The sequence below is a fragment of the Kitasatospora sp. NPDC040550 genome (assembly GCF_055594965.1).
Map to the genome: position 1 here is coordinate 1 of NZ_JBVIWC010000015.1, position 18,002 is coordinate 18,002.

General features: G+C 73.2%; 17 protein-coding genes and 2 pseudogenes. 14 read left to right on the forward strand and 5 right to left on the reverse strand.

Annotated features, from left to right (window positions below; genetic code table 11):
- Window positions 1–160 precede the first annotated feature (160 nt).
- Together ACZ58X_RS22130 and ACZ58X_RS22135 are read right to left on the reverse strand one after the other, a co-directional pair.
- Complete coding sequence (locus ACZ58X_RS22130) at window positions 161–622, reverse strand: MarR family winged helix-turn-helix transcriptional regulator (protein WP_470335316.1); 462 nt, start codon at window positions 620–622, stop codon at window positions 161–163.
- A 181-nt stretch (window positions 623–803) separates the two neighbouring features.
- Window positions 804–1,013, reverse strand: coding sequence for a hypothetical protein (locus tag ACZ58X_RS22135; protein ID WP_470335317.1), 210 nt, complete (start codon window positions 1,011–1,013; stop codon window positions 804–806).
- Here ACZ58X_RS22135 and ACZ58X_RS22140 point away from each other — a divergent pair.
- Window positions 928–1,200 (forward strand): annotated as a pseudogene (locus tag ACZ58X_RS22140) (helix-turn-helix domain-containing protein); the annotation flags it as partial. The gene ACZ58X_RS22135 and the pseudogene ACZ58X_RS22140 overlap by 86 nt on opposite strands.
- Window positions 1,201–1,431: 231 nt before the next feature.
- Here the strand turns inward: ACZ58X_RS22140 and ACZ58X_RS22145 are convergent.
- On the reverse strand, window positions 1,432–2,592 hold the full coding sequence (locus tag ACZ58X_RS22145; protein ID WP_470335318.1) for an iron-containing alcohol dehydrogenase: 1,161 nt from the start codon (window positions 2,590–2,592) through the stop codon (window positions 1,432–1,434).
- Between the two features lie 264 nt (window positions 2,593–2,856).
- On the opposite strand from ACZ58X_RS22145, the gene ACZ58X_RS22150 reads away from it, so the two are divergent.
- The 7 genes and pseudogenes from ACZ58X_RS22150 to ACZ58X_RS22180 all read left to right on the forward strand — a co-directional run.
- Window positions 2,857–4,707 carry a serine/threonine-protein kinase gene (locus ACZ58X_RS22150; protein ID WP_470335319.1) on the forward strand — a complete coding sequence of 617 codons (1,851 nt, stop codon included), beginning with the start codon at window positions 2,857–2,859 and terminating at the stop codon, window positions 4,705–4,707.
- 345 nt (window positions 4,708–5,052) lie between these two features.
- Window positions 5,053–6,030, forward strand: a complete 978-nt coding sequence (locus ACZ58X_RS22155; protein WP_470335320.1) for a metal ABC transporter solute-binding protein, Zn/Mn family — start codon at window positions 5,053–5,055, stop codon at window positions 6,028–6,030.
- Between the two features lie 73 nt (window positions 6,031–6,103).
- Window positions 6,104–7,021: a metal ABC transporter ATP-binding protein gene (locus ACZ58X_RS22160; protein WP_470335321.1), complete on the forward strand. Its 918-nt coding sequence runs from the start codon at window positions 6,104–6,106 to the stop codon at window positions 7,019–7,021.
- Window positions 7,005–7,922 carry a metal ABC transporter permease gene (locus ACZ58X_RS22165; protein ID WP_470335322.1) on the forward strand — a complete coding sequence of 306 codons (918 nt, stop codon included), beginning with the start codon at window positions 7,005–7,007 and terminating at the stop codon, window positions 7,920–7,922. Before ACZ58X_RS22160 ends, ACZ58X_RS22165 begins: the two co-directional genes overlap by 17 nt.
- Window positions 7,919–8,785, forward strand: coding sequence for a metal ABC transporter permease (locus tag ACZ58X_RS22170; RefSeq protein ID WP_470335323.1), 867 nt, complete (start codon window positions 7,919–7,921; stop codon window positions 8,783–8,785). The genes ACZ58X_RS22165 and ACZ58X_RS22170 overlap by 4 nt, the downstream gene beginning before the upstream one ends.
- Window positions 8,786–8,935: 150 nt before the next feature.
- Window positions 8,936–10,015, forward strand: a complete 1,080-nt coding sequence (locus ACZ58X_RS22175; RefSeq protein WP_470335324.1) for an NAD(+)/NADH kinase — start codon at window positions 8,936–8,938, stop codon at window positions 10,013–10,015.
- 91 nt (window positions 10,016–10,106) lie between these two features.
- Window positions 10,107–10,379 (forward strand): annotated as a pseudogene (locus ACZ58X_RS22180) (transposase); the annotation flags it as partial.
- 13 nt (window positions 10,380–10,392) lie between these two features.
- On the opposite strand, the gene ACZ58X_RS22185 reads toward ACZ58X_RS22180, so the two are convergent.
- Together ACZ58X_RS22185 and ACZ58X_RS22190 are read right to left on the reverse strand one after the other, a co-directional pair.
- On the reverse strand, window positions 10,393–11,727 hold the full coding sequence (locus ACZ58X_RS22185) for a serine/threonine-protein kinase (RefSeq protein ID WP_470335325.1): 1,335 nt from the start codon (window positions 11,725–11,727) through the stop codon (window positions 10,393–10,395).
- A gap of 124 nt (window positions 11,728–11,851) precedes the next feature.
- Window positions 11,852–12,442 carry a TetR/AcrR family transcriptional regulator gene (locus ACZ58X_RS22190; protein WP_470335326.1) on the reverse strand — a complete coding sequence of 197 codons (591 nt, stop codon included), beginning with the start codon at window positions 12,440–12,442 and terminating at the stop codon, window positions 11,852–11,854.
- Between the two features lie 99 nt (window positions 12,443–12,541).
- On the opposite strand from ACZ58X_RS22190, the gene ACZ58X_RS22195 reads away from it, so the two are divergent.
- From ACZ58X_RS22195 to ACZ58X_RS22220, 6 genes are all read left to right on the forward strand, one after another.
- Window positions 12,542–13,789, forward strand: a complete 1,248-nt coding sequence (locus ACZ58X_RS22195; protein ID WP_470335327.1) for an NADH:flavin oxidoreductase/NADH oxidase family protein — start codon at window positions 12,542–12,544, stop codon at window positions 13,787–13,789.
- Between the two features lie 101 nt (window positions 13,790–13,890).
- Complete coding sequence (locus tag ACZ58X_RS22200; RefSeq protein ID WP_470335328.1) at window positions 13,891–14,607, forward strand: type 1 glutamine amidotransferase domain-containing protein; 717 nt, start codon at window positions 13,891–13,893, stop codon at window positions 14,605–14,607.
- Between the two features lie 107 nt (window positions 14,608–14,714).
- Window positions 14,715–15,086, forward strand: a complete 372-nt coding sequence (locus ACZ58X_RS22205; protein ID WP_470335329.1) for an ArsR/SmtB family transcription factor — start codon at window positions 14,715–14,717, stop codon at window positions 15,084–15,086.
- Complete coding sequence (locus tag ACZ58X_RS22210) at window positions 15,083–15,832, forward strand: aquaporin (protein ID WP_470335330.1); 750 nt, start codon at window positions 15,083–15,085, stop codon at window positions 15,830–15,832. The genes ACZ58X_RS22205 and ACZ58X_RS22210 overlap by 4 nt, the downstream gene beginning before the upstream one ends.
- A gap of 119 nt (window positions 15,833–15,951) precedes the next feature.
- A complete protein-coding gene (locus ACZ58X_RS22215; protein ID WP_470335497.1) occupies window positions 15,952–16,308 on the forward strand; it encodes an arsenate reductase ArsC in 357 nt (118 codons plus the stop codon).
- Between the two features lie 118 nt (window positions 16,309–16,426).
- Window positions 16,427–17,794 carry a hypothetical protein gene (locus ACZ58X_RS22220; protein WP_470335331.1) on the forward strand — a complete coding sequence of 456 codons (1,368 nt, stop codon included), beginning with the start codon at window positions 16,427–16,429 and terminating at the stop codon, window positions 17,792–17,794.
- Window positions 17,795–18,002: the final 208 nt, after the last annotated feature.

The following is an 18,002-nucleotide window of genomic DNA, read 5'->3' on the forward strand; positions in this document are numbered from 1 at the left end:
GCTACGTCGCCCGCGAGATCTACCAACTCATCACCGCAGCCAGGAAGCCCACTCCTGCACCAGCATCAGCCGATTGACATCCATAGGGGCATCAAGCTTGCCGTTCGCTACGAGGCGATCGTGCTGGTCGCGGCCATCAATGAAGGGCTGTGACCAGCCTTCACGACAGCCCCTGGGCGAGGTTGTCGGTGACTCGCTGGAGCACGGAGACTGCACTCGCGCACTCCTCCTCCGTGATGTCACCGAGGAGCTCCGCACGCACCCGGTCCATGTGTTTCTTCGCCGTTGCCAGGCCCTCGCGGCCCTGTTCCGTGAGGGTCAGCCGGCCGTCCGCGCCGATGCCGAGCCAGCCCCGGTGTACGAGGGCGTCGGCACCGTTAACTATCACCTGGTCGCCCATGCCGTAGGGCACGGCCACAGCGCGGATCTCCTCCCTGGTGAGGCCGTGCTCGGCGCGGACGATGTTGTTGAGCGCCCACCACTGGGGCTGGGTCACGTCGATGCGCGCCAAGGCGGTTTGCGAGTGCCGCAGGATCGCCTCGGTGGCGCCCCAAGCGGCCAGGGCGATGGGCCGCTGGCCGAGCGTGGCGGTGCCGTTCTGCGGTGTGCTTACGGTCGTCATGATCGCTAGGCTAGAACCTCAAGTATGGTTGAGGTCAAGGTCGTGGCGCTGTCGCCAGGAGACACGAGGAACGTGCCGTGCGCCGAGTGGCAACCATGCTGGTCGCAGTCCTCAACGAGCTTCTGTGACCAGCACTTTCGCAACAGGTCCCAGTTGTGATGACGGAGGTTGGTGACGGGGCTCACGGCTTGGTGATCTTGAAATGAGTGAGGGCCTTCTGGCTCGGTGTGAATTGCGACATCTGCACCAACGCCAGAAAGGCCCTCACGGCATACCGCAACGCACCGCTGACCGAGACCGGACGCCTGCGCCCGGCCCGCTGCTTGGTCGAGGACGGCTGGCCGCTGCGGCGGGCGGCCGAGCGCTTCCAGGTCTCGCCGACCTTGACCAAGCGCTGGGCCGACCGCTATCGAGCCCTGGGTGAGGCCGGCATGACCGACCGCTCCAGCCGCCCGCACCGCAGCCCCCGCCGACTGCGGTCCCGCACCGAGCGGCGGATCGTCAAGGTCCGCGTCCCGCGCCGCTGGGGCCCGGCCCGTATCGCCTACCTGCTGCGGCTCAACCGGGCTTGGCTCCACACCCACGATCACCACTGCGGACACACTGCACTCGCAGGCAAGCCACCCGCCAGCCGCATCCCCAACCTCACCGGTCAGAACACCTGGGGCGTGCCCCAACGCCGCGCGCCCGGCGGGACTTGCTCAGCTGGGGCACCGGGTGGTGCCGGTGGAGCGGTTCGTCCTCCGGGCGGCCGAGGGCATCCGGATGCTGGTGACCCCGCGGGCCGCGTCCGTCGGTGCGGAGCGGGGTCAGGCGTAGATCCGGGCGTAGAGCTCCCGGATCTGCTCGGCGGTGGGCACGACGGGGTTGTTGGCGGGCGACCCGGAGGCCAGGGCCTGCTCGGCCATGACGGGGGTCAGCCGGGTCCAGTCGTCCTGGTCGATGCCGTGGCTGCGGGGCGTGGGCACCTGGAGGTCGCGGCAGAGTGCGCGGAGCGCGTCGACGAGCCGGTCGGCGGCCAGGTCGTCCGGCTCCGCGGCGGTCGCGACGCCCAGGGCGCGGGCGCAGTCGGCGTAGCGGGCGCGCGCCGCGTGCACCGAGAAGGCCGTCACGGCGGGGAAAAGCATCGCGTTGGACAGCCCGTGGGCGACCTGGAAGTGGGCGCCGATCGGGCGGCTCATGCCGTGGACGAGGGCGACGCTGGCGTTGGAGAAGGCCAGCCCGGCCTGGGTCGCGGCCAGCATCATGGCCTCGCGGGCCACGGTGTCGGTGCCGTCCGCGTAGGCGCGGCGCAGGTGGCGGCCGATGGTGCCGATCGCGGTGAGGGCCAGGCCGTTGGTGAAGGGGTTGGCCTTGCGGCTCACGTACGCCTCGACGGCGTGGGTGAGGGCGTCGATGCCGGTGTCGGCGGTCAGCCGGGGCGGCATCGAGAGGGTGAGGTCCGGGTCGATCACGGCGGCGAGCGGCTGGAACGCCGGGCCCAGGCAGAGCATCTTCTCGTCGGTGTCGCTGTCGGTGATGACGGTGACCTGGGTCGCCTCCGAGCCGCTGCCGGCGGTGGTGGGGACGGCGATCACCGGTAGCGCCGGGCCGGGGGTGACCCGGGGCGCTTTGTAGTCGCGCATCCGGCCGCCCTGGACGGCGAGCAGGGCGAGGGCCTTGGCGCTGTCCATCGGGCTGCCGCCGCCGAAGCCGATGACCGAGTCCGCGCCGTGCTCCTCCAGGGCTTCGAGGCCTGCGGTGAGGGAGTCGGTGGTCGGGTCGGGCACGGTGTCGGCGAACAGCCGGGGGTGCAGCCCGGTGGCGGTGAGCGTGGCGGTGAGGCGTTCCGCCGCACCCGTCCCGACCAGGAACGCGTCGGTGACCAGCAGCGGGCGGCTCAGCCCCAACCCGGCCATGACCTCGCCCAACTCGTCGGCGGCTCCCCGGCCGACGCGCATGATGCGGGGCAGGGACAGGCTGGCGACCATGGGGTACCTCTCGACGCGGGGCGGGCGGGCCGTCGTGCAGCTTCGGTACGGCTCGCGAGTCTATCCGAGTGCTGGTCAATGTGCGGTGCCGGCAAGGTCGTTCGGGTGTGCGCGGGTGGTCCTCGACGATGCGCTCGCGCTACCACGAGGTCGTGGCGCGCACCGCCGAGCTGCGCCCGGAGGCCTGATCAGGGTCTGCGCGTTCGTGTTCGCGAGGATCTTGTTCGCTAGGATCTTGATCTTCGAAGTCACGGCACATCGGGGGTGGGGTCCATCAACGGGAGCAAGGGCGCGCTGCGTGCGCTGAGTACGGACGAGCCGCAGGAGATCGCCGGGTACCGGCTGCTCGCGCAGATCGGCGAGGGCGGAATGGGGTCCGTCTACCTCTCGCGCACACGCGGCAACCAGCCGCTCGCGATCAAGGTGATCCGCCGGGAGTACGCCGGCGACCCCGAGTTCCGTCGCCGCTTCCAGCAGGAGGTGCGGGCGGCCGAGAAGGTGCGGGGCTACCACCTGGTGCCCGTGCTGGACCACGACGCCCACGGCGAGCAGCCGTGGCTGGCCACGGCGTACGTCCCCGGCCTGCCGCTCGACGAGGCGCTCGACGCCCACGGTCCGCTGCCGCTGCCCGTCGCCCTCCAGCTGGTCGGTTGCGTCGCCCGGGCACTGGACTCCATGCACTCCGCGGGGATCGTCCACCGCGACCTCAAGCCCGGCAACATCCTGCTCGGCCCGGACGGGCCCTGGGTGATCGACTTCGGGATCGCGCGTGCCGCCGAGGCCACCAGGCTGACGCAGAGCGGTGGCTTCATCGGCACCCCGCAGTTCATGTCGCCCGAGCACGGCATCGGGAGCGAACTCACCCCTGCCACCGACGTGTTCTCGCTCGGTCTGATCGCCGCCGTCGCCGCCACCGGCCGCCACCCCTACGGGACGGGCGGGGCGCTGACCGTGGCCACCCAGATCGCCAACACCGCGCAGCGACCGCCGGACCTGTCCGGCTACTCGGACGGGCTGCGCCCTCTGCTGGAGCGCTGCCTCGCTGCGGATCCGGCGGCCCGGCCCACCCCGGCCGAACTGGCGGAGCTGTGCGAGCAGGCGTCCGGGCGCCCGTCGCGTGACCTGGGGGACTGGCTGCCGGCCCCCTTGGCGGCGGCGGTCGCCGAACGCCGGCGCCAGGTGGAAGACCTGCTGACGGGGGCGGAGGCGCAGGCCCCTGGCGGGGCGGAGGCCCCGCCCCGGCGGACGGCCACGTACGTGCCCACCCAGGCCTCGGGGAACGTCGGCGCCCCGTACGGCGACCGGGTGCACAACGCGCCCACGCAGGCGGCGGGTGCGCCCGGGCCGACGGGAGCGGGACCGGCGGCGGGATCGGCGGCGGGACCGGTAGCGGGATCGTCGGCGCAGGCGGCGGCGGCTTCGCGGCGCAAGCGGGCCCTGGTGGCCGGGGCGCTCGCCGTGGTGCTGGCTGTCGCGGCCGGTACGGCGTGCGCCCTGTCCGGTGACGGGAACTCCGGGGGCGGTTCGGCCGCGGGTGCGCAGCCGGAGGTGAGCGCGAGTGCGAGCGCGGGCGCCCGGGCGAGCGGACAGCCCGGCGCTGCCGGTCCGTCCGGTGCCACCGGTCCGTCCAGCCCGTCCAGCCCGTCCGGCGCGGCTTCGGGATCGGTACCGGCATCGGGCGCAGCGTCCCCGAAGGGCGGCTACACCGCGGTGTTCACCGACCGCCCCCTGATGATCGCCACCCCGGCCATCGGCGAGGTGATCACGGTGGACCTGGACGCCCCGAAGGTGAATCCGCGCGGCGAGATCGGCGACCACGAGGCCGAGCTGTCCTACATCCTCCAGTACCTGACCTTCAACACCTCGACCGCCAAGAGCGCGGGGACGTCACCCGAAGCCTGCCGCCAGGCGGTGGACAGCGCCCCGCTGCCGTCGGAGCTCAGCAACACCGCGCTGATCGATCGCCATGCGATCGTGAAGGGCGACGTGCTGTGCACCGTCACCTCGAAGGGCAACCTCGCCATGCTGAGGATCACTGACGTGCGGCCGCCGGGGACGCCGATGGACCCGCCCGCGTTCGCCGGGCTGGTCACCCTCTGGAAGCCGCCGTCCTGACCCGCCCCTCTCCGAGCACGAGCTTCCCGCCTCGCACCCCCGTCTCCTGGGGTGCGAGGCGGTTTCAATTCTGCTGCGCGCCAGGCTGACTGACGCTTCGTCAGAAACTCCCCGCCGGCTGTTGTGGTCGCTGTGTGCGACCGGATCGGTGCGCCACGTGATGTGGCCGAGGTGGCCGGGTCGACCGCCGGTGACGGTTCGCTGCTCGCCAAGTTTTGGCAATGATTTCCATCTCGCCCCCAGATCGGCTGGTTGTGAAAATCATTTCCATCTATGGTGATGCCGTCCAACGGAGCCGGACCCGCCCGGACGGCGGGGTCGGCAGGTTTTGAGGAGCAGCCCGCCATGCGTGTCGTCCCGTCCAGCAAGCCCCGCCGCCTTCCGAGAATCGTGCTCGGCATGACCGCGGTCGCCGCCCTCGCCGCGACCAGTGCGTGCTCCACCGGCTCGCCTGCCAAGAACACGTCCGGTGCGTCCGGCGGCGCGAGCAGCGGCAGCGGCTCGAAGGTGATCCAGGTGGCGGCCGCGGAGAACTTCTGGGGTTCCATCGCCACCCAACTCGGCGGTGACCACGTGAAGGTGAGCAGCATCATCACCAATCCTGACACCGACCCGCACTCCTACGAGCCGACCGCCGCCGACGGCCGCACCGTCGCGGGCGCGGACTACGTGATCAGCAACGGGATCGGCTACGACGCCTGGTCGGACAAGCTGCTGTCCGCGAACCCGGCGCAGGGCCGGACCGTGCTCAAGGTCGGCGACCTGCTGGGCAAGAAGGAGGGTGACAACCCGCACCAGTGGTACTCCGCCGAGAGCGTCACCGAGGTCATCGACCGGATCACGGCCGACTACAAGAAGCTGGACCCGGCCGACGCGGCCTACTTCGACAGCCAGGAGAAGACCTTCACCACCCAGACCCTGGCCACGTACCACCAGCTGGAAGCCGACATCAAGGCCACCTACGCGGGCACCCCGATCGGCGCCTCCGAGTCGATCGTGACCCCGCTCGCGGAGAGCGTCGGCCTCAAGCTGCTCACCCCGGAGACCTTCCTGGACGCCGAGAGCGAGGGCACCGACCCGACCGCCGCCGACAAGGCCGCCATCGACCAGCAGATCACCGGCAAGCAGATCAAGGTCTACGTCTACAACTCCCAGAACTCCAACCCCGACGTGGTGGCCCAGGTCAGCGCCGCCAAGGCGCAGGGCATACCGGTCGTCGAGGTCACCGAGACCCTCACTCCGGCGGGGGCCACCTTCCAGGACTGGCAGGCCCGGCAGCTCCAGGGCCTCGCCGACGCGTTGAAGCAGGCGACGGGCAAGTGAGCGGGCGAAGCGAGCTCACCGTCACGAGGCGCACATGGGCGAATGCCCCTGGCGAGCGGAGCGAGGCGGGCGCATGAGCATCCACCCGACCGAGAAGGTCCGTACGGAGACGGGGCGCACCGCGCCCGGCGGGGAGCCGGTGCTGTCGCTGCGCGGGGCCGCCGTGCGGGTGGGCGGGCGGACCCTCTGGTCGGGTGTCGATCTGACCGTGGGGGCCGGGGAGTTCACCGCCGTCCTCGGCCCCAACGGGGTCGGGAAGTCGACCCTGGTCAAGGTCCTGCTGGGGGTCCTCCCGGCGGCCGCCGGCGAGGTGCGGGTGCTCGGCGCGGCACCCGGCGGGCGGAACGCGGCGATCGGGTACCTGCCGCAGCGGCGCAACTTCGACGCCACCGTCCGGATCCGCGGGATCGACGTGGTGCGGCTCGGGCTGGACGGGGATTCGTGGGGGATCCCCGTCCCGTTCCTGAACCGCGCGAAGCGCCTGGCCGCCCGTGAACGCGTCAGGGAGGTCATCGAGCTGGTGGGCGCGTCGAAGTACGCGCACCGGCCGATCGGGCAGTGCTCGGGCGGGGAGCAGCAGCGGCTGCTGATCGCCCAGGCGCTGGTCCGCCGCCCGCGGGTGCTGCTGCTGGACGAGCCGCTGGACAGCCTGGACCTGACCAACCAAGCGGCGATCGCCTGCCTGCTGGGCAAGGTCTGCCACCTGGAACGGGTGTCGGTGGTCATGGTCGCGCACGACGTCAACCCGATACTCCACCACCTGGACCGGGTGGTCTACATCGCCGAGGGCGGCGCCGTCTCCGGTGCCCCGGCCGAGGTGATCACCACCGCGACGCTGAGCCGCCTCTACCGCACGCCGGTAGAGGTGCTGCGCACCGGCGACGGGCGGCTGGTCGTGGTCGGCCAGCCGGAGGCTCCGGCGGTCCACTCCGACCGGCACGTCCGATCCGACCGGCACGGGAACGGGGGCGGCCGTGCTGCTGGCAGCTGACGCGACCCCGCCGGTGTTCAGCTGGGACCTGGTCGCCGACTTCCAGGACATGTGGTCCTACGCGTTCATGGTGAACGCCTTCCGGGCCGGCCTGGTCGTGGCTCTGGTGTGCGCCGTGGTGGGCTGGTTCATGGTGCTGCGCCGGCAGACCTTCGTCGGGCACACCCTGTCGGTGTCCGCGTTCCCGGGCGCCTCGCTGGCCGTGCTGCTCGGCTTCGCCACCACGCTCGGCTACTTCGGGTTCTGCGTCGCCACCGCGCTGGTGCTGGCGGCGCTCGGCCGCCGGGGCCGGGGGAGCGGCGCCGAGGAGTCCGCGGGCACCGGTACGGTGCAGGCCTTCGTGCTGGCCTGCGGATACCTGTTCATCAGCCTGTACAAGGGCCTGCTGGAGGGGCCGACGGCGCTGCTGTTCGGCAGCTTCCTGGGCATCACCACCGGCCAGGTGGTGACCCTGGCGGTGGTGGGCGCGGTGGTGCTGGTCGCCCTGGCGGTGATCGGACGGCCACTGCTGTTCGCCTCCGTGGACCCGGAGGTGGCGGCCGGGCGCGGGGTGCCGGTTCGGCTGCTGGGCACGCTGTTCCTGGTGCTCCTGGGCGCGGCGACCGCCGAGGCCGGCCAGATCACCGGCACCCTGCTGGTGTTCGCGTTGATGGTGATCCCGGCGGCGACGGCCCAACAGCTCACCGCCCGGCCGGGGTTGAGCCTGCTGCTGTCGGCCGCCCTGGGGCTGGCGGCCTGCTGGGCGGGCCTGGTCGCGGCCTACTACCGGCCGTACCCGCTCGGCTTCTTCGTGACCGGCTTCGCCTTCGCCGGCTACGTCCTGGCGCACCTGGTGCGCTGCGCCCGGGACCGCCTGCCCGGCGGCGCCCGTACGGCCGTCGCGATCGGAGCTGCGCCATGACCGCCGTCCTGGCCCAGCCGTTCTTCCAACACGCCCTGCTCGCCGGGACGTTCATCGCGCTCGCGTGCGGGCTGGTGGGCTGCTTCCTGGTGCTGCGGGCGCAGATCTTCACCGGCGACGCGCTCAGCCATGTCGCCTTCACCGGCGCGATGGCCGCGCTGGCGGGCGGCTACGACCTCCGGCTCGGGCTGTTCGCGGCGACCGTCGGGGTGGGCCTGCTGATCGGCGGCCTCGGCCGGCGGGGGCGGGCGGACGACGTGGTGATCGGCAGCGTCTTCGCCTGGATCCTCGGCCTGGGCGCCTTCTTCCTGACCGTCTACACCACCTCCCGCAGCGGAGCCCAGGGCGGCGCCGGGACGAGCGTGCTGTTCGGCTCGATCTTCGGCCTGCACGGCAGCCGGACCACGGTGGCCGTCGCGATCGCGGGCGCGATCTGCGTCGTCCTGCTGCTGATCGCCCGCCCGCTGCTGTTCGCCACCCTCGACGAGGCCGTGGCGGCCGCCCGGGGCGTGCCGGTGCGGGCGCTGGGGCTCGGCTTCCTGGTCCTGGTCGGCGCCTGCGCCGGGGAGGCCACCCAGGCGGTCGGCTCGCTGCTGCTCCTGGGCCTGCTCGCGGCTCCGGCGGGCGCGGCGCTGCGGCTCACCGACCGGCCGTTCCGGGCGCTGGCGCTGTCCGCCGGGCTCGCGGTCGCGGAGATGTGGGGCGGGCTGCTGCTGAGCGCGGCGGCGCCGAAGCTGCCGCCGAGCTTCACGATCATGGCGACGGCCACGGTCGGGTACGCGGCCACCTTCCTGGTCCGGCCGCGCCGTGCGAACGGCGGCGCCAGGACGGCCGACCGGCAGGACCGCCTCGGGGCTTCCTGACCAGTGGGCGCCCGCCGCGCCCGGCGCTCCGCCGTCCGGCGAGCCGATCGGGCGTCGAGGCGCCACGATGGGCCGGGAGGAAGGCGCGGCTCCACCGCATCCGAGCGGGCCGGGCCGCGGTACCCCGGCGACGGGAGGAGGTCCTCCGCCATGCCCGTGCACCGACTCGGACTGGTCGTCCACCAGGGCCGCGAGGCCGCCCGGGAGGCGGCGCACGCCGTGCACGCCTGGTGCGCGGCACACGGCGTCCGCTGCACCGAGATCGACGTCTGGACGCCGGAGCACCGGCGCCGCTCCGGCAGGGAGGAGGCCCACGCGGCCGGGGACCCGGACCTGGTGGTCACCCTGGGCGGGGACGGGACCTTCCTGCGCGGGGCCAGGATCGCGGTGAAGACCGGGGCCAGCGTGCTCGGCGTCGACCTGGGCAGCGTCGGCTTCCTCACCGAGGTGCCGGTCCGCGACCTCGCCGCCGCCCTGGACGCCGTCCACGCCGGGCACGCCCCGGTGGAGGAGCGGATGACGCTGACCATGCGGGCCTCCAGGCCGCCGGGGGTGCCGGCGGAGATGGAGGCCTTGCTCTGCTACGGGCGGGGCCCCGCGCCCCTGCCACCCCCGTCGGTGCGGCCGGGGGACGGTGCCGGAGGCGGCTGGGGCCTGGCCCTGGACGTCAACGCGCTCAACGACGTGGTGGTGGAGAAGCTCGCCCGGGACCACCAGGTCAGCGCCGGGGTCTACATCTCGGGCCAGCTGCTGGCCGCCTACTCGGCCGACGCGTTCGTGGTCGCCACGCCCACCGGCTCGACCGCCTACAGCTTCGCGGCCGGCGGCCCGGTGCTCTCCCCGCACATGGACGCGGTCGTGTTCACCCCGATCGCCGCCCACATGACCTTCAACCGCACCGTGGTCGCGGCCCCCGACGAGGCCGTCGCGCTGCGCGTCCTGCCGCACTCCGGCCGGGCGGCGGTCAGCATCGACGGCCAGCTGCGGGGCGTGCTCGACCCGGGGGACTGGATCGGCGTCTACCGCGCCCCGCAGCGGGTGCGACTGATCCGCCTCCGGCCCACCGACTTCTACGGCCGGCTGCGGGAGCGGTTCCGGCTCACCGACGCGCCCGCCACCGCGACGGATGGGGAGTCCGCCCCGTTCTTCCGCCCGGGCTCCGACTCCGGCTCCGCCGTACCGCCGGACCTGGCCGGCCTGCGACTTGCCCCGCCCACGGCGGCCCGCTGACCGCCGGCCCGCTGACCGGCGGCCGGAGCCGACGGGTACGGGAGGCGGGCGGACGTTCCGGGTGCGGACGGGCCGGGCGCGGGGGCGGCGAGCGCCGCACCTGACCACCAAGCGGTGCCAGCGGGTAGGAACGTGGGCCGCGGTGAACAACGTCGAGATCGCCTACACCCCGACCAACGCCTCCTGGCTCAACCGGATCGAAGCCCAGTTCACCGCCCTGCGCCACTTTGCCCTCGACGGCACCGACCACTACGCCACTCACAAGGAACAGGGCAGCATGATCCGCCGCTACATCATCTGGCGGAACAAGCACGCCGCCGACGAGCGCCTTCGCGAAGTCGTCACCAGGGCGAACGTTGCCTGACGGCTGAGCGGGTTTACGACGCCCTTCTGCGCCGCCGGCCTTGCTCCACACTGAGGGCGCGGGTCGTGATGTCGCGGTAGAGATACCTGAAGACTTTCAGCATGACGATGGGCAAGTAGACCACCATCAACGATGTGGTCATCGTGTCCCAGCCCTCAGCGGAAGAGGAGACCGCGAGGAAAGTCCGTACGTAGCAAGCGATATCGAGAGCCGCGACAACGTATCCGGCCGCTCGTAGGACAGCGCCGGAGCGCGGGGTCAGTGCCGCTGTCAGGAGCAGGATGGGCAACTGCGCAGCGATCCACGTGCCTGGCGAGACGTAGCGGCCGGAGATGAACAGGCAGGCCGGGACGAGAACAATGGCCGCCCCGAACAGCAGCATCAGGACACGGAAGCCGGTCTCATGCTGCTCAACGCTGCTGCTCTGGAAGGCGGCCACTGCCGGCTGGGCAGGCGCCGTGTGCCAGGGCCGGGAGGCCTTGGGAACGGCGGGTGGGGCCGCGAGCGGCTGTGCGAGGTGACGCAGGGCTTGGGCGAGGGCGTGGGCGTCCGGGTGGCGCTCGGCGGGGTCCTTCCTGAGCAGGGTGAGGACGAGGCGGTCCCAGGGTTCGGGAATGCCTGGGGTGACCGAGCTGGGCGCGGACGGTTCCTCGGTGAGGTGAGCGGTGAGGAAGCCGAGGGTGTCGGGGGCCTGGAAAGGCAGGCGCCCGGTGATCAGCTGGTAGAGGAGGCAGCCCAGGGCGTAGAGGTCGCTGCGCGGATCGGGGAATCCGCGTGCCTGCTCCGGGGCCATGTAGGGCGGCGTGCCGACGATGAAGCCGCTCTCGGTGAGACGGGTATCGGTCGAGTCGACGGCGCGTGCGATGCCGAAGTCGAGGACTTTGGCGGTGCCCGCCGGGGTGATCAGGATGTTGGACGGCTTGATGTCGCGGTGCATGATTCCGGCGTCGTGCGCGGCGGCCAGCGCATCGGCGATCTGTCCGCCCCAGCGAGCGGCATCGGCCAGAGTGGCGGCGCCCCGACGCATCAGCGTGTCGAGGCCCTCACCCCTGACCAGTTCCATGACGAGGAAGGGGACCCGGTCCTCCCCCTCGCCGTGGTCACCGAGGTCGTGGATGGTCACGATGTTGGGGTGCTGGAGGCGGGCGGTGAGCCGGGCTTCGCGCAGGAACCGGGCCCGTGCCTCGTCACCACGGCTCCCGCCACCGGTGAGCACGGAGATGACCTTGACGGCTACGGGCCGGTCCAACGTCTCATCCTGGGCCTGCCACACCTGCCCCATGCCACCTTGTCCGAGCTGACGCACCAATCGGTACCGTCCGACGAGCAGCTGTGCCTCCACTGCCATCACTCCCCCGACCGGGCATCGTCAACTCGCTTACCCTACGGGGGTCCCCCGGTCGCAGGGAACCGTGCACGACGGCGGCTCCGGGCGACCCGACACAACGAGGCGAACGTTTCCTGATGCGGCATTAGGCCTTGGTCGGTGCGACGGCGAAGGTCGCCAGGACGGCCGCCGTGACCTGGGCGGAGACCGCCTCGGGGGAGGCGGCGTCGAGCTTGCCGTCCAGGTGCAGGAAGGCCAGGCCGTGGACCAGCGCCCACACGGCGGTGGACAGCGCCTCCGGGTCGGCGCCGGGGAACACGCCGTGGACGATGCCGTGCACGTACTGGCGGACGGCGGCGGTCGCGGCCGCCCGCTCCTCGTTGGCCGGGTCGCAGGGCTCGGCGAACATCGCCCGGAACAGCGCCGGGCGGTCGAGGGCGAAGCGCACGTAGGCGACGGCGACGGCGGCGAGCTCGTCCGGTGTCGCGGGCGCGGGGTGGGCCGCGGTGAGGGCGGCGGCGAGTTCGAGGTAGCCCTCCGAGGCGACGGCGGAGACCAGGGCCTCGCGGTCGGCGAAGTGGCGGTAGGGGGCGGTCGCCGAGACGCCGGCCCGCCGGGCCACCGCCCGCAGGGACAGGCCGGAGCCGCCGTCCTCCTCCAGCAGTTCGCGCGCGGCGCGCAGGCAGGCGGCGCGCAGGTCGCCGTGGTGGTACGAGCCGGTCGTCGGCTGTGGCATGGGTCACCCTCCCTGATGTATGCACCGCTCACATTTCTCGCCTAATGTGAGCGATGTACACATCCTAGTCGACGGAGACATCGAGGAGAGGAGACCCGAATGGCCAGCGAGCTGTTCTCGCCCCTGCACCTGCGCTCGGGGGCAGTCCTGCGCAACCGGATCGCCAAGGCGGCGATGGAGGAGAACATGGCCGGCGACGGCCAACTACCCGACCGGCGGATGCTGGAGCTGTACCGGCGCTGGGCCGCCGGCGGCACCGGCCTGCTGATCACCGGCAACGTCATGGTCCACGCCGAGGCGCTGACCGGGCCGGGCGGCGTCGTGCTCGACGGGGCCGCACCGCTGGAGCCGTTCACCGCCTGGGCGGAGGCCGCCAAGTCCGGCGGCGGTGCGGTCTGGATGCAGATCAACCACCCCGGCCGCCAGGTCGCCGCCGACATGCCCGGCGTGGTGTGGGGCCCGTCCGCGGTGGGCGTCGACCTGGGGCGGCACAGCGGCCGCTTCGGCCGCCCCACCGCGATGACCCCCGAGCAGATCGGCGCGACCGTCGACCGGTTCGCGACCACGGCCGCGCGCGCCGCCCAGGCCGGGTTCGACGGGGTGGAGATCCACGCCGCGCACGGCTACCTGCTGTCGCAGTTCCTGTCACCCCTGGTCAACCGGCGCACCGACGCCTGGGGCGGGTCGCTGGAGAACCGGGCCCGGATGCTGCTGGACGTCGTCCGCGCCGTGCGGGCCGCCGTCCCGCCGGCCTTCGCGGTCGCCGTCAAGCTCAACTCCGCCGACTTCCAGCGCGGCGGCTTCGACGCCGACGACGCCCGGCAGGTGATCGCGATGCTCGCACCGCTCGGCGTCGACCTGGTCGAACTCTCCGGCGGCAGCTACGAGAGCCCCGCCATGACCGGCCGCCCCGCCGACGACCGCACCCGCGCCCGCGAGGCCTACTTCCTCGACCTCGCGGAGGAGCTGGTCACCACCAGCCCGCTCCCGCTGATGCTCACCGGCGGCATCACCCGGCGCGACACCGCCGAACGGGCCCTGGCCGGCGGCGTGGAGGTCGTCGGCATCGGCACCGCCCTCGCCGTCACCCCCGACCTGCCCGAGCGCTGGGCCGCCGGGCGCGAGGCCGACTGCGGGATGCGACCGGTCACCTGGTCCGACAAGGCCCTGGCCTCGGCCGCCACCATGGCCCAGGTCCGCCACCAGCTGCGCCGCCTCGCCCGAGGGCGCGCCCCGAGGCCCGGCACCCACCCCGCCGTCGCCCTCCTCGCCGAGCAGCTCCAGCAGCGCCAGGCCCTGCGCCGCTACCGCGCCTGGCTGCCCACGGCCAGCGCCGCGCAGCGGTGACCCCGGGCCACGGCGGGTCGCCGGGCGGGCGTCCGCGCCGTAACGTCGACCCCGGCGGGGTGGGCGTGGCCGCCGGAACGACGAGCCCCCGGGAGGATGCGATGGCGAAGACGAAGGTCCTGTTCGTCGTGTCCGCGGCGGACCGCTGGACCTTGAGGGACGGAACGGCCCACCCCTCGGGCTACTGGGGCGAGGAACTCGCGGTGCCGCACCGGGTCTTCACCCGGGCCGGGTGGGACATCACCGTCGCCACCCCGGGCGGAAGGCCGCCGACGCTCGACCGCCTGAGCATGTCCTTCACCGCCGGCCGCCCCGCCCGGCTGCGCGCGGTCGCCCGCTACCTGGACTCGATCGAGGACCGGCTGAACAGCCCGGCCACCCTCGCGGAGATCGACCCCGACGGGTACGACCTCGTGTTCTACCCGGGCGGCCACGGCCCGATGGAGGACCTGGCGGTCGACCCGGTCTCCGGCGCCCTGCTCACCCGGGTACTGCACTCCGGCAAGCCGCTGGCCCTGCTCTGCCACGCCCCGGCCGCCGCACTGGCCGCCGAGGACGCGGACGGTTCCTGGCCGTTCGCGGGCCACCGGATGACGGCCCTCTCCAATCTGGAGGAGCGGCTCAACCCCTTCGGCTGGAAGGCCGCCTGGCTGGTCGAGGACCGCCTGCGCGAGAACGGCGCCCACTACGTCAAGGGCCGGGTGCCGCTGCGCCCCTTCGTGGTGGTCGACCGCAACCTCTACACCGGCCAGAACCCGGCCTCCTCCGAACGCCTCGCGACCCGACTGGTGGCCGACCTCGGCGCGCAGCCCGGCTAGGGCGTCGGCAATCCTGCCGAGGCGTCGGTGTCGGAGTCGTGCTTGATTCGCGGATCCCCGAGGTGGGTGGGGTTGGCACTTGCATAGATGACTGTCAATATAGACGCATGTCGAATCTGCAACTGCCGGTGCTCGGGCAGGACGACGCGGCCGCGTGCTGCTCGCCGCTGGTCCGCGAGCCCCTGGGCGAGGCGGCCGCCGTCGACCTGGCGAAGGCGTTCAAGGCGCTCTCCGATCCGGTGCGGCTGCGGCTGCTGTCGCTGATCGCCTCGCACGAGGGCGGCGAGGCCTGTGTCTGCGACCTCACCGGGCCGTTCGACGTGTCCCAGCCGACGATCTCGCACCACCTCAAGGTGCTGCGCGAGGCCGGGCTGGTCGGTTCCGAGCGCCGGGGGACGTGGGTCTACTACTGGGTGCTGCCCGCCGCGCTGGCCAAGCTGTCCGCGCTGCTCCAGGCCCCCGCCGGGGAGTCCGGATGACCGGGGCGGCGCCGCTGGGCCGGCGGGCGGCCGTGGAGTTCGTCGGGACCGGCGCGCTGGTCGCCGTCGTGGTCGGCTCCGGCATCCAGGCCGCCAGGCTCTCTCCGGACGTCGGCGTCCAACTGCTGGCCAACTCGTTGGCGACCGTGTTCGGCCTCGGTGTGCTGATCCTGCTGCTCGGCCCGGTCTCCGGCGCCCACTTCAACCCCGCCGTGACGCTGGCCGCCTGGTGGACCGGGCGCCGCGCCGGGGGCGGGCCCGGGCTGCGGGAGGTGGCGGCCTACGTCCCGGCGCAGGTGGCCGGGGCGGTCGGCGGGGCGGTGCTGGCGGACGCGATGTTCGGCGAACCGCTGGTGCGCTGGTCGACGCACGACCGCTGGTCGCCGCACCTGTGGCTCGGCGAGGTGGTGGCGACCGCCGGTCTGGTGCTGCTGGTCCTCGGCCTGGCCCGGGTCGGGCGCGCGCACTCCGCTCCGGTCGCGGTCGCCGCCTTCATCGGCGCCGCCTACTGGTTCACCTCCTCCACCAGCTTCGCCAATCCGGCGGTGACGGTCGGCCGCGCGTTCACCGACAGCTTCGCCGGCATCGCGCCCGGCTCGGTACTGCCGTTCGTCGCCGCCCAGTCGGTGGGCCTGGTCGTCGGTGTCGGGCTGGTCGCGGTGCTGTTCGGCCGGGCGGTTCCGGCCGCCGGGGACGTCGTCGCCCCGCGCGACGGCGACCGCCGCCCGGCCCCGGCCGCCCGCTGACCCCGCCGCCCCTGCCCCGTACATCCGAAGGACCCCTCGTGAGCACTTCCGCCGTTCCGTCCGCCGCATCCGTCCCGTCCGTGCTGTTCGTCTGCGTGCACAACGCCGGCCGGTCCCAGATGGCCGCCGCCTTCCTCAGCCGCCTCGGCGGTGACCGGGTCGAGGTCCGCTCGGCCGGCTCCGCCCCGGCCGGGGCCGTGAACCCGGCGGTGGTCGAGGCGCTGGCCGAGGCCGGGATCGACATCTCCGCCGAGGTCCCGAAGGTCCTGACCGTCGAGGCGGTCCGGGCCTCCGACGTGGTGATCACCATGGGCTGCGGCGACGCCTGCCCGTTCTTCCCCGGAAAGCGGTACCTGGACTGGCAGTTGGCGGACCCGGCCGGCCAGGGCGTCGAGGCCGTGCGGCCGATCCGCGACCGGATCGAGGAGTTGGTCCGCGCTCTGCTCGCCGACCTCGGAGTCCACCCCCGGGCCTGACCGGCCTGCCACTCCGCCCCGTCGGAAGCGTTCGGAGGTGTCCGGAGCACGGCAACCGGGCAGGGGGCCGGTGGCGTCCCCGGAGGGGCGGGGGCGGAGCGTGAGTGGGGAGGGGCCGATGGGACGGCAGGAGTGGGAGCCGGAGCTGGCCGCGCTGGTGCGGGCGGCGTTCGCGGAGTCGGGGTGCGAGGTCACCCTGCACGGGGACGTCGCCCGGGATGCCCAGGGGCGCGACTACGGGCTCGGCAGGCTGCTCGAACTGGTGGGTCGGCGGGCGGACGTGCCGTTGCCGGAGCTGGTCCGGGCCCAGGTCCGGGAGCTGGTCGCCGCCGTGCGGGGCCCGGGGGCGGGTGCTGGCTCGCCGGAGGAGGTGACCGCCCGGCTCTATCCGCTGCTGCTGGACGCCGCGTCGCTGGCCGAGTCCGCGCGGCATCCGCACGCGCTCGAAGTAGCCCCGGGGGTACTGGAGTTCCTCGCCCTGGAGTCGCCCGTCGGCTGGCAGGTGCTGACCTCGGAGGCGGTCACCGAACTGGGGGTGGTGCCTCGGTTGCGGGAGGCCGCGCGGGCGCGGCTCGCCCGACTGCCCGTCGAGCAGCACGAGGTGCTACCGACCGGGCAGGGCGGCGGCCTGCATGTCGTCACCGGGAACTCGGCGCTGACGGGGAGCCGGGTCCTCGCCCTCGACGCCGTCTACCGCGAGGTCGCGGGCCGCGAACTGCCCCCGGACGGAGCGGTGGTGGCCTTCCCCACGCCGTTCCGGCTGCTGTTCGCGCCGTTCGACCTCCAGGTGCCGGGCGTGCTGGAGGCGCTGATCGAGACGGCCGCCCGGGAGTACGACGCGTCGGGCGCGCCGCTGTCCGTGCACACCTACTGGTGGCGCGACGGCAAGCTGACCCCGCTCACCGGGGTGGCCGAGGGCGGACAACTGGAGCTCGTGCACGCCGACGAGGTGATCGCCGCCGTCACCCGGCTGGCCGGCGCGGAGGCGGACCTGCCCGCGTCGCGCCCGCACCACTACCGCTTCGCGCACCGGGTGCTGCCCTCGCTGACCCACCTGGGGTCGGTGCCGGGGGAGCGGATCGACGCCGAACTGCTGCGGTTGTGGGAGGAGTTCGGCGCGACCCTGCCCGTCGAGCAGCGGGTGGCACCGGAGGGCCTCCAGGGCGGGTTCGTCCAGGCCGGGCAGCACCGGCTGCTCCTGGTCGGGCTGCCGAGGCCGCGGGCGGCGACCGAGGCCTTCGCGGTGGTGCTGGCCTGGCCGGGCGACGGCTCGGCACAGCGGTTCTTCACCCTGGAGTACGGGATCGATCCGATCACGGGCGAGCGCGGGGCGGTGCTGGGCGAGTGGGAGGGCGAAGGCCGTCACCGGCTGCACCGGACGGGCATGACCGCCCAGGCCCGGCCCTTCCTGCACGCCGTCACGACGCTGCTCGACCCGCCCCCGCCCCCACCGGCGAAGCGGCGCGGGCTGTTCCGCCGTCGCTGAGCGCTGGTCGCTGAGCTCTGCCGCTGGACGCCGTCGCTGATCGCTGAGCTCTGCCGCTGCACGCCGTCGCTGATCGCCACCGCGGAACGCCGTCTCCGAAACGGGGCGGGGAGGGGGGGGGGGGGGTTTGTCGCTAGGCCACCACCCCCGTCTCGCTATTGTGGGGTAGAGGAGTTGTTGAGAGTGCTACGCGGGGTTTTCCTATTTC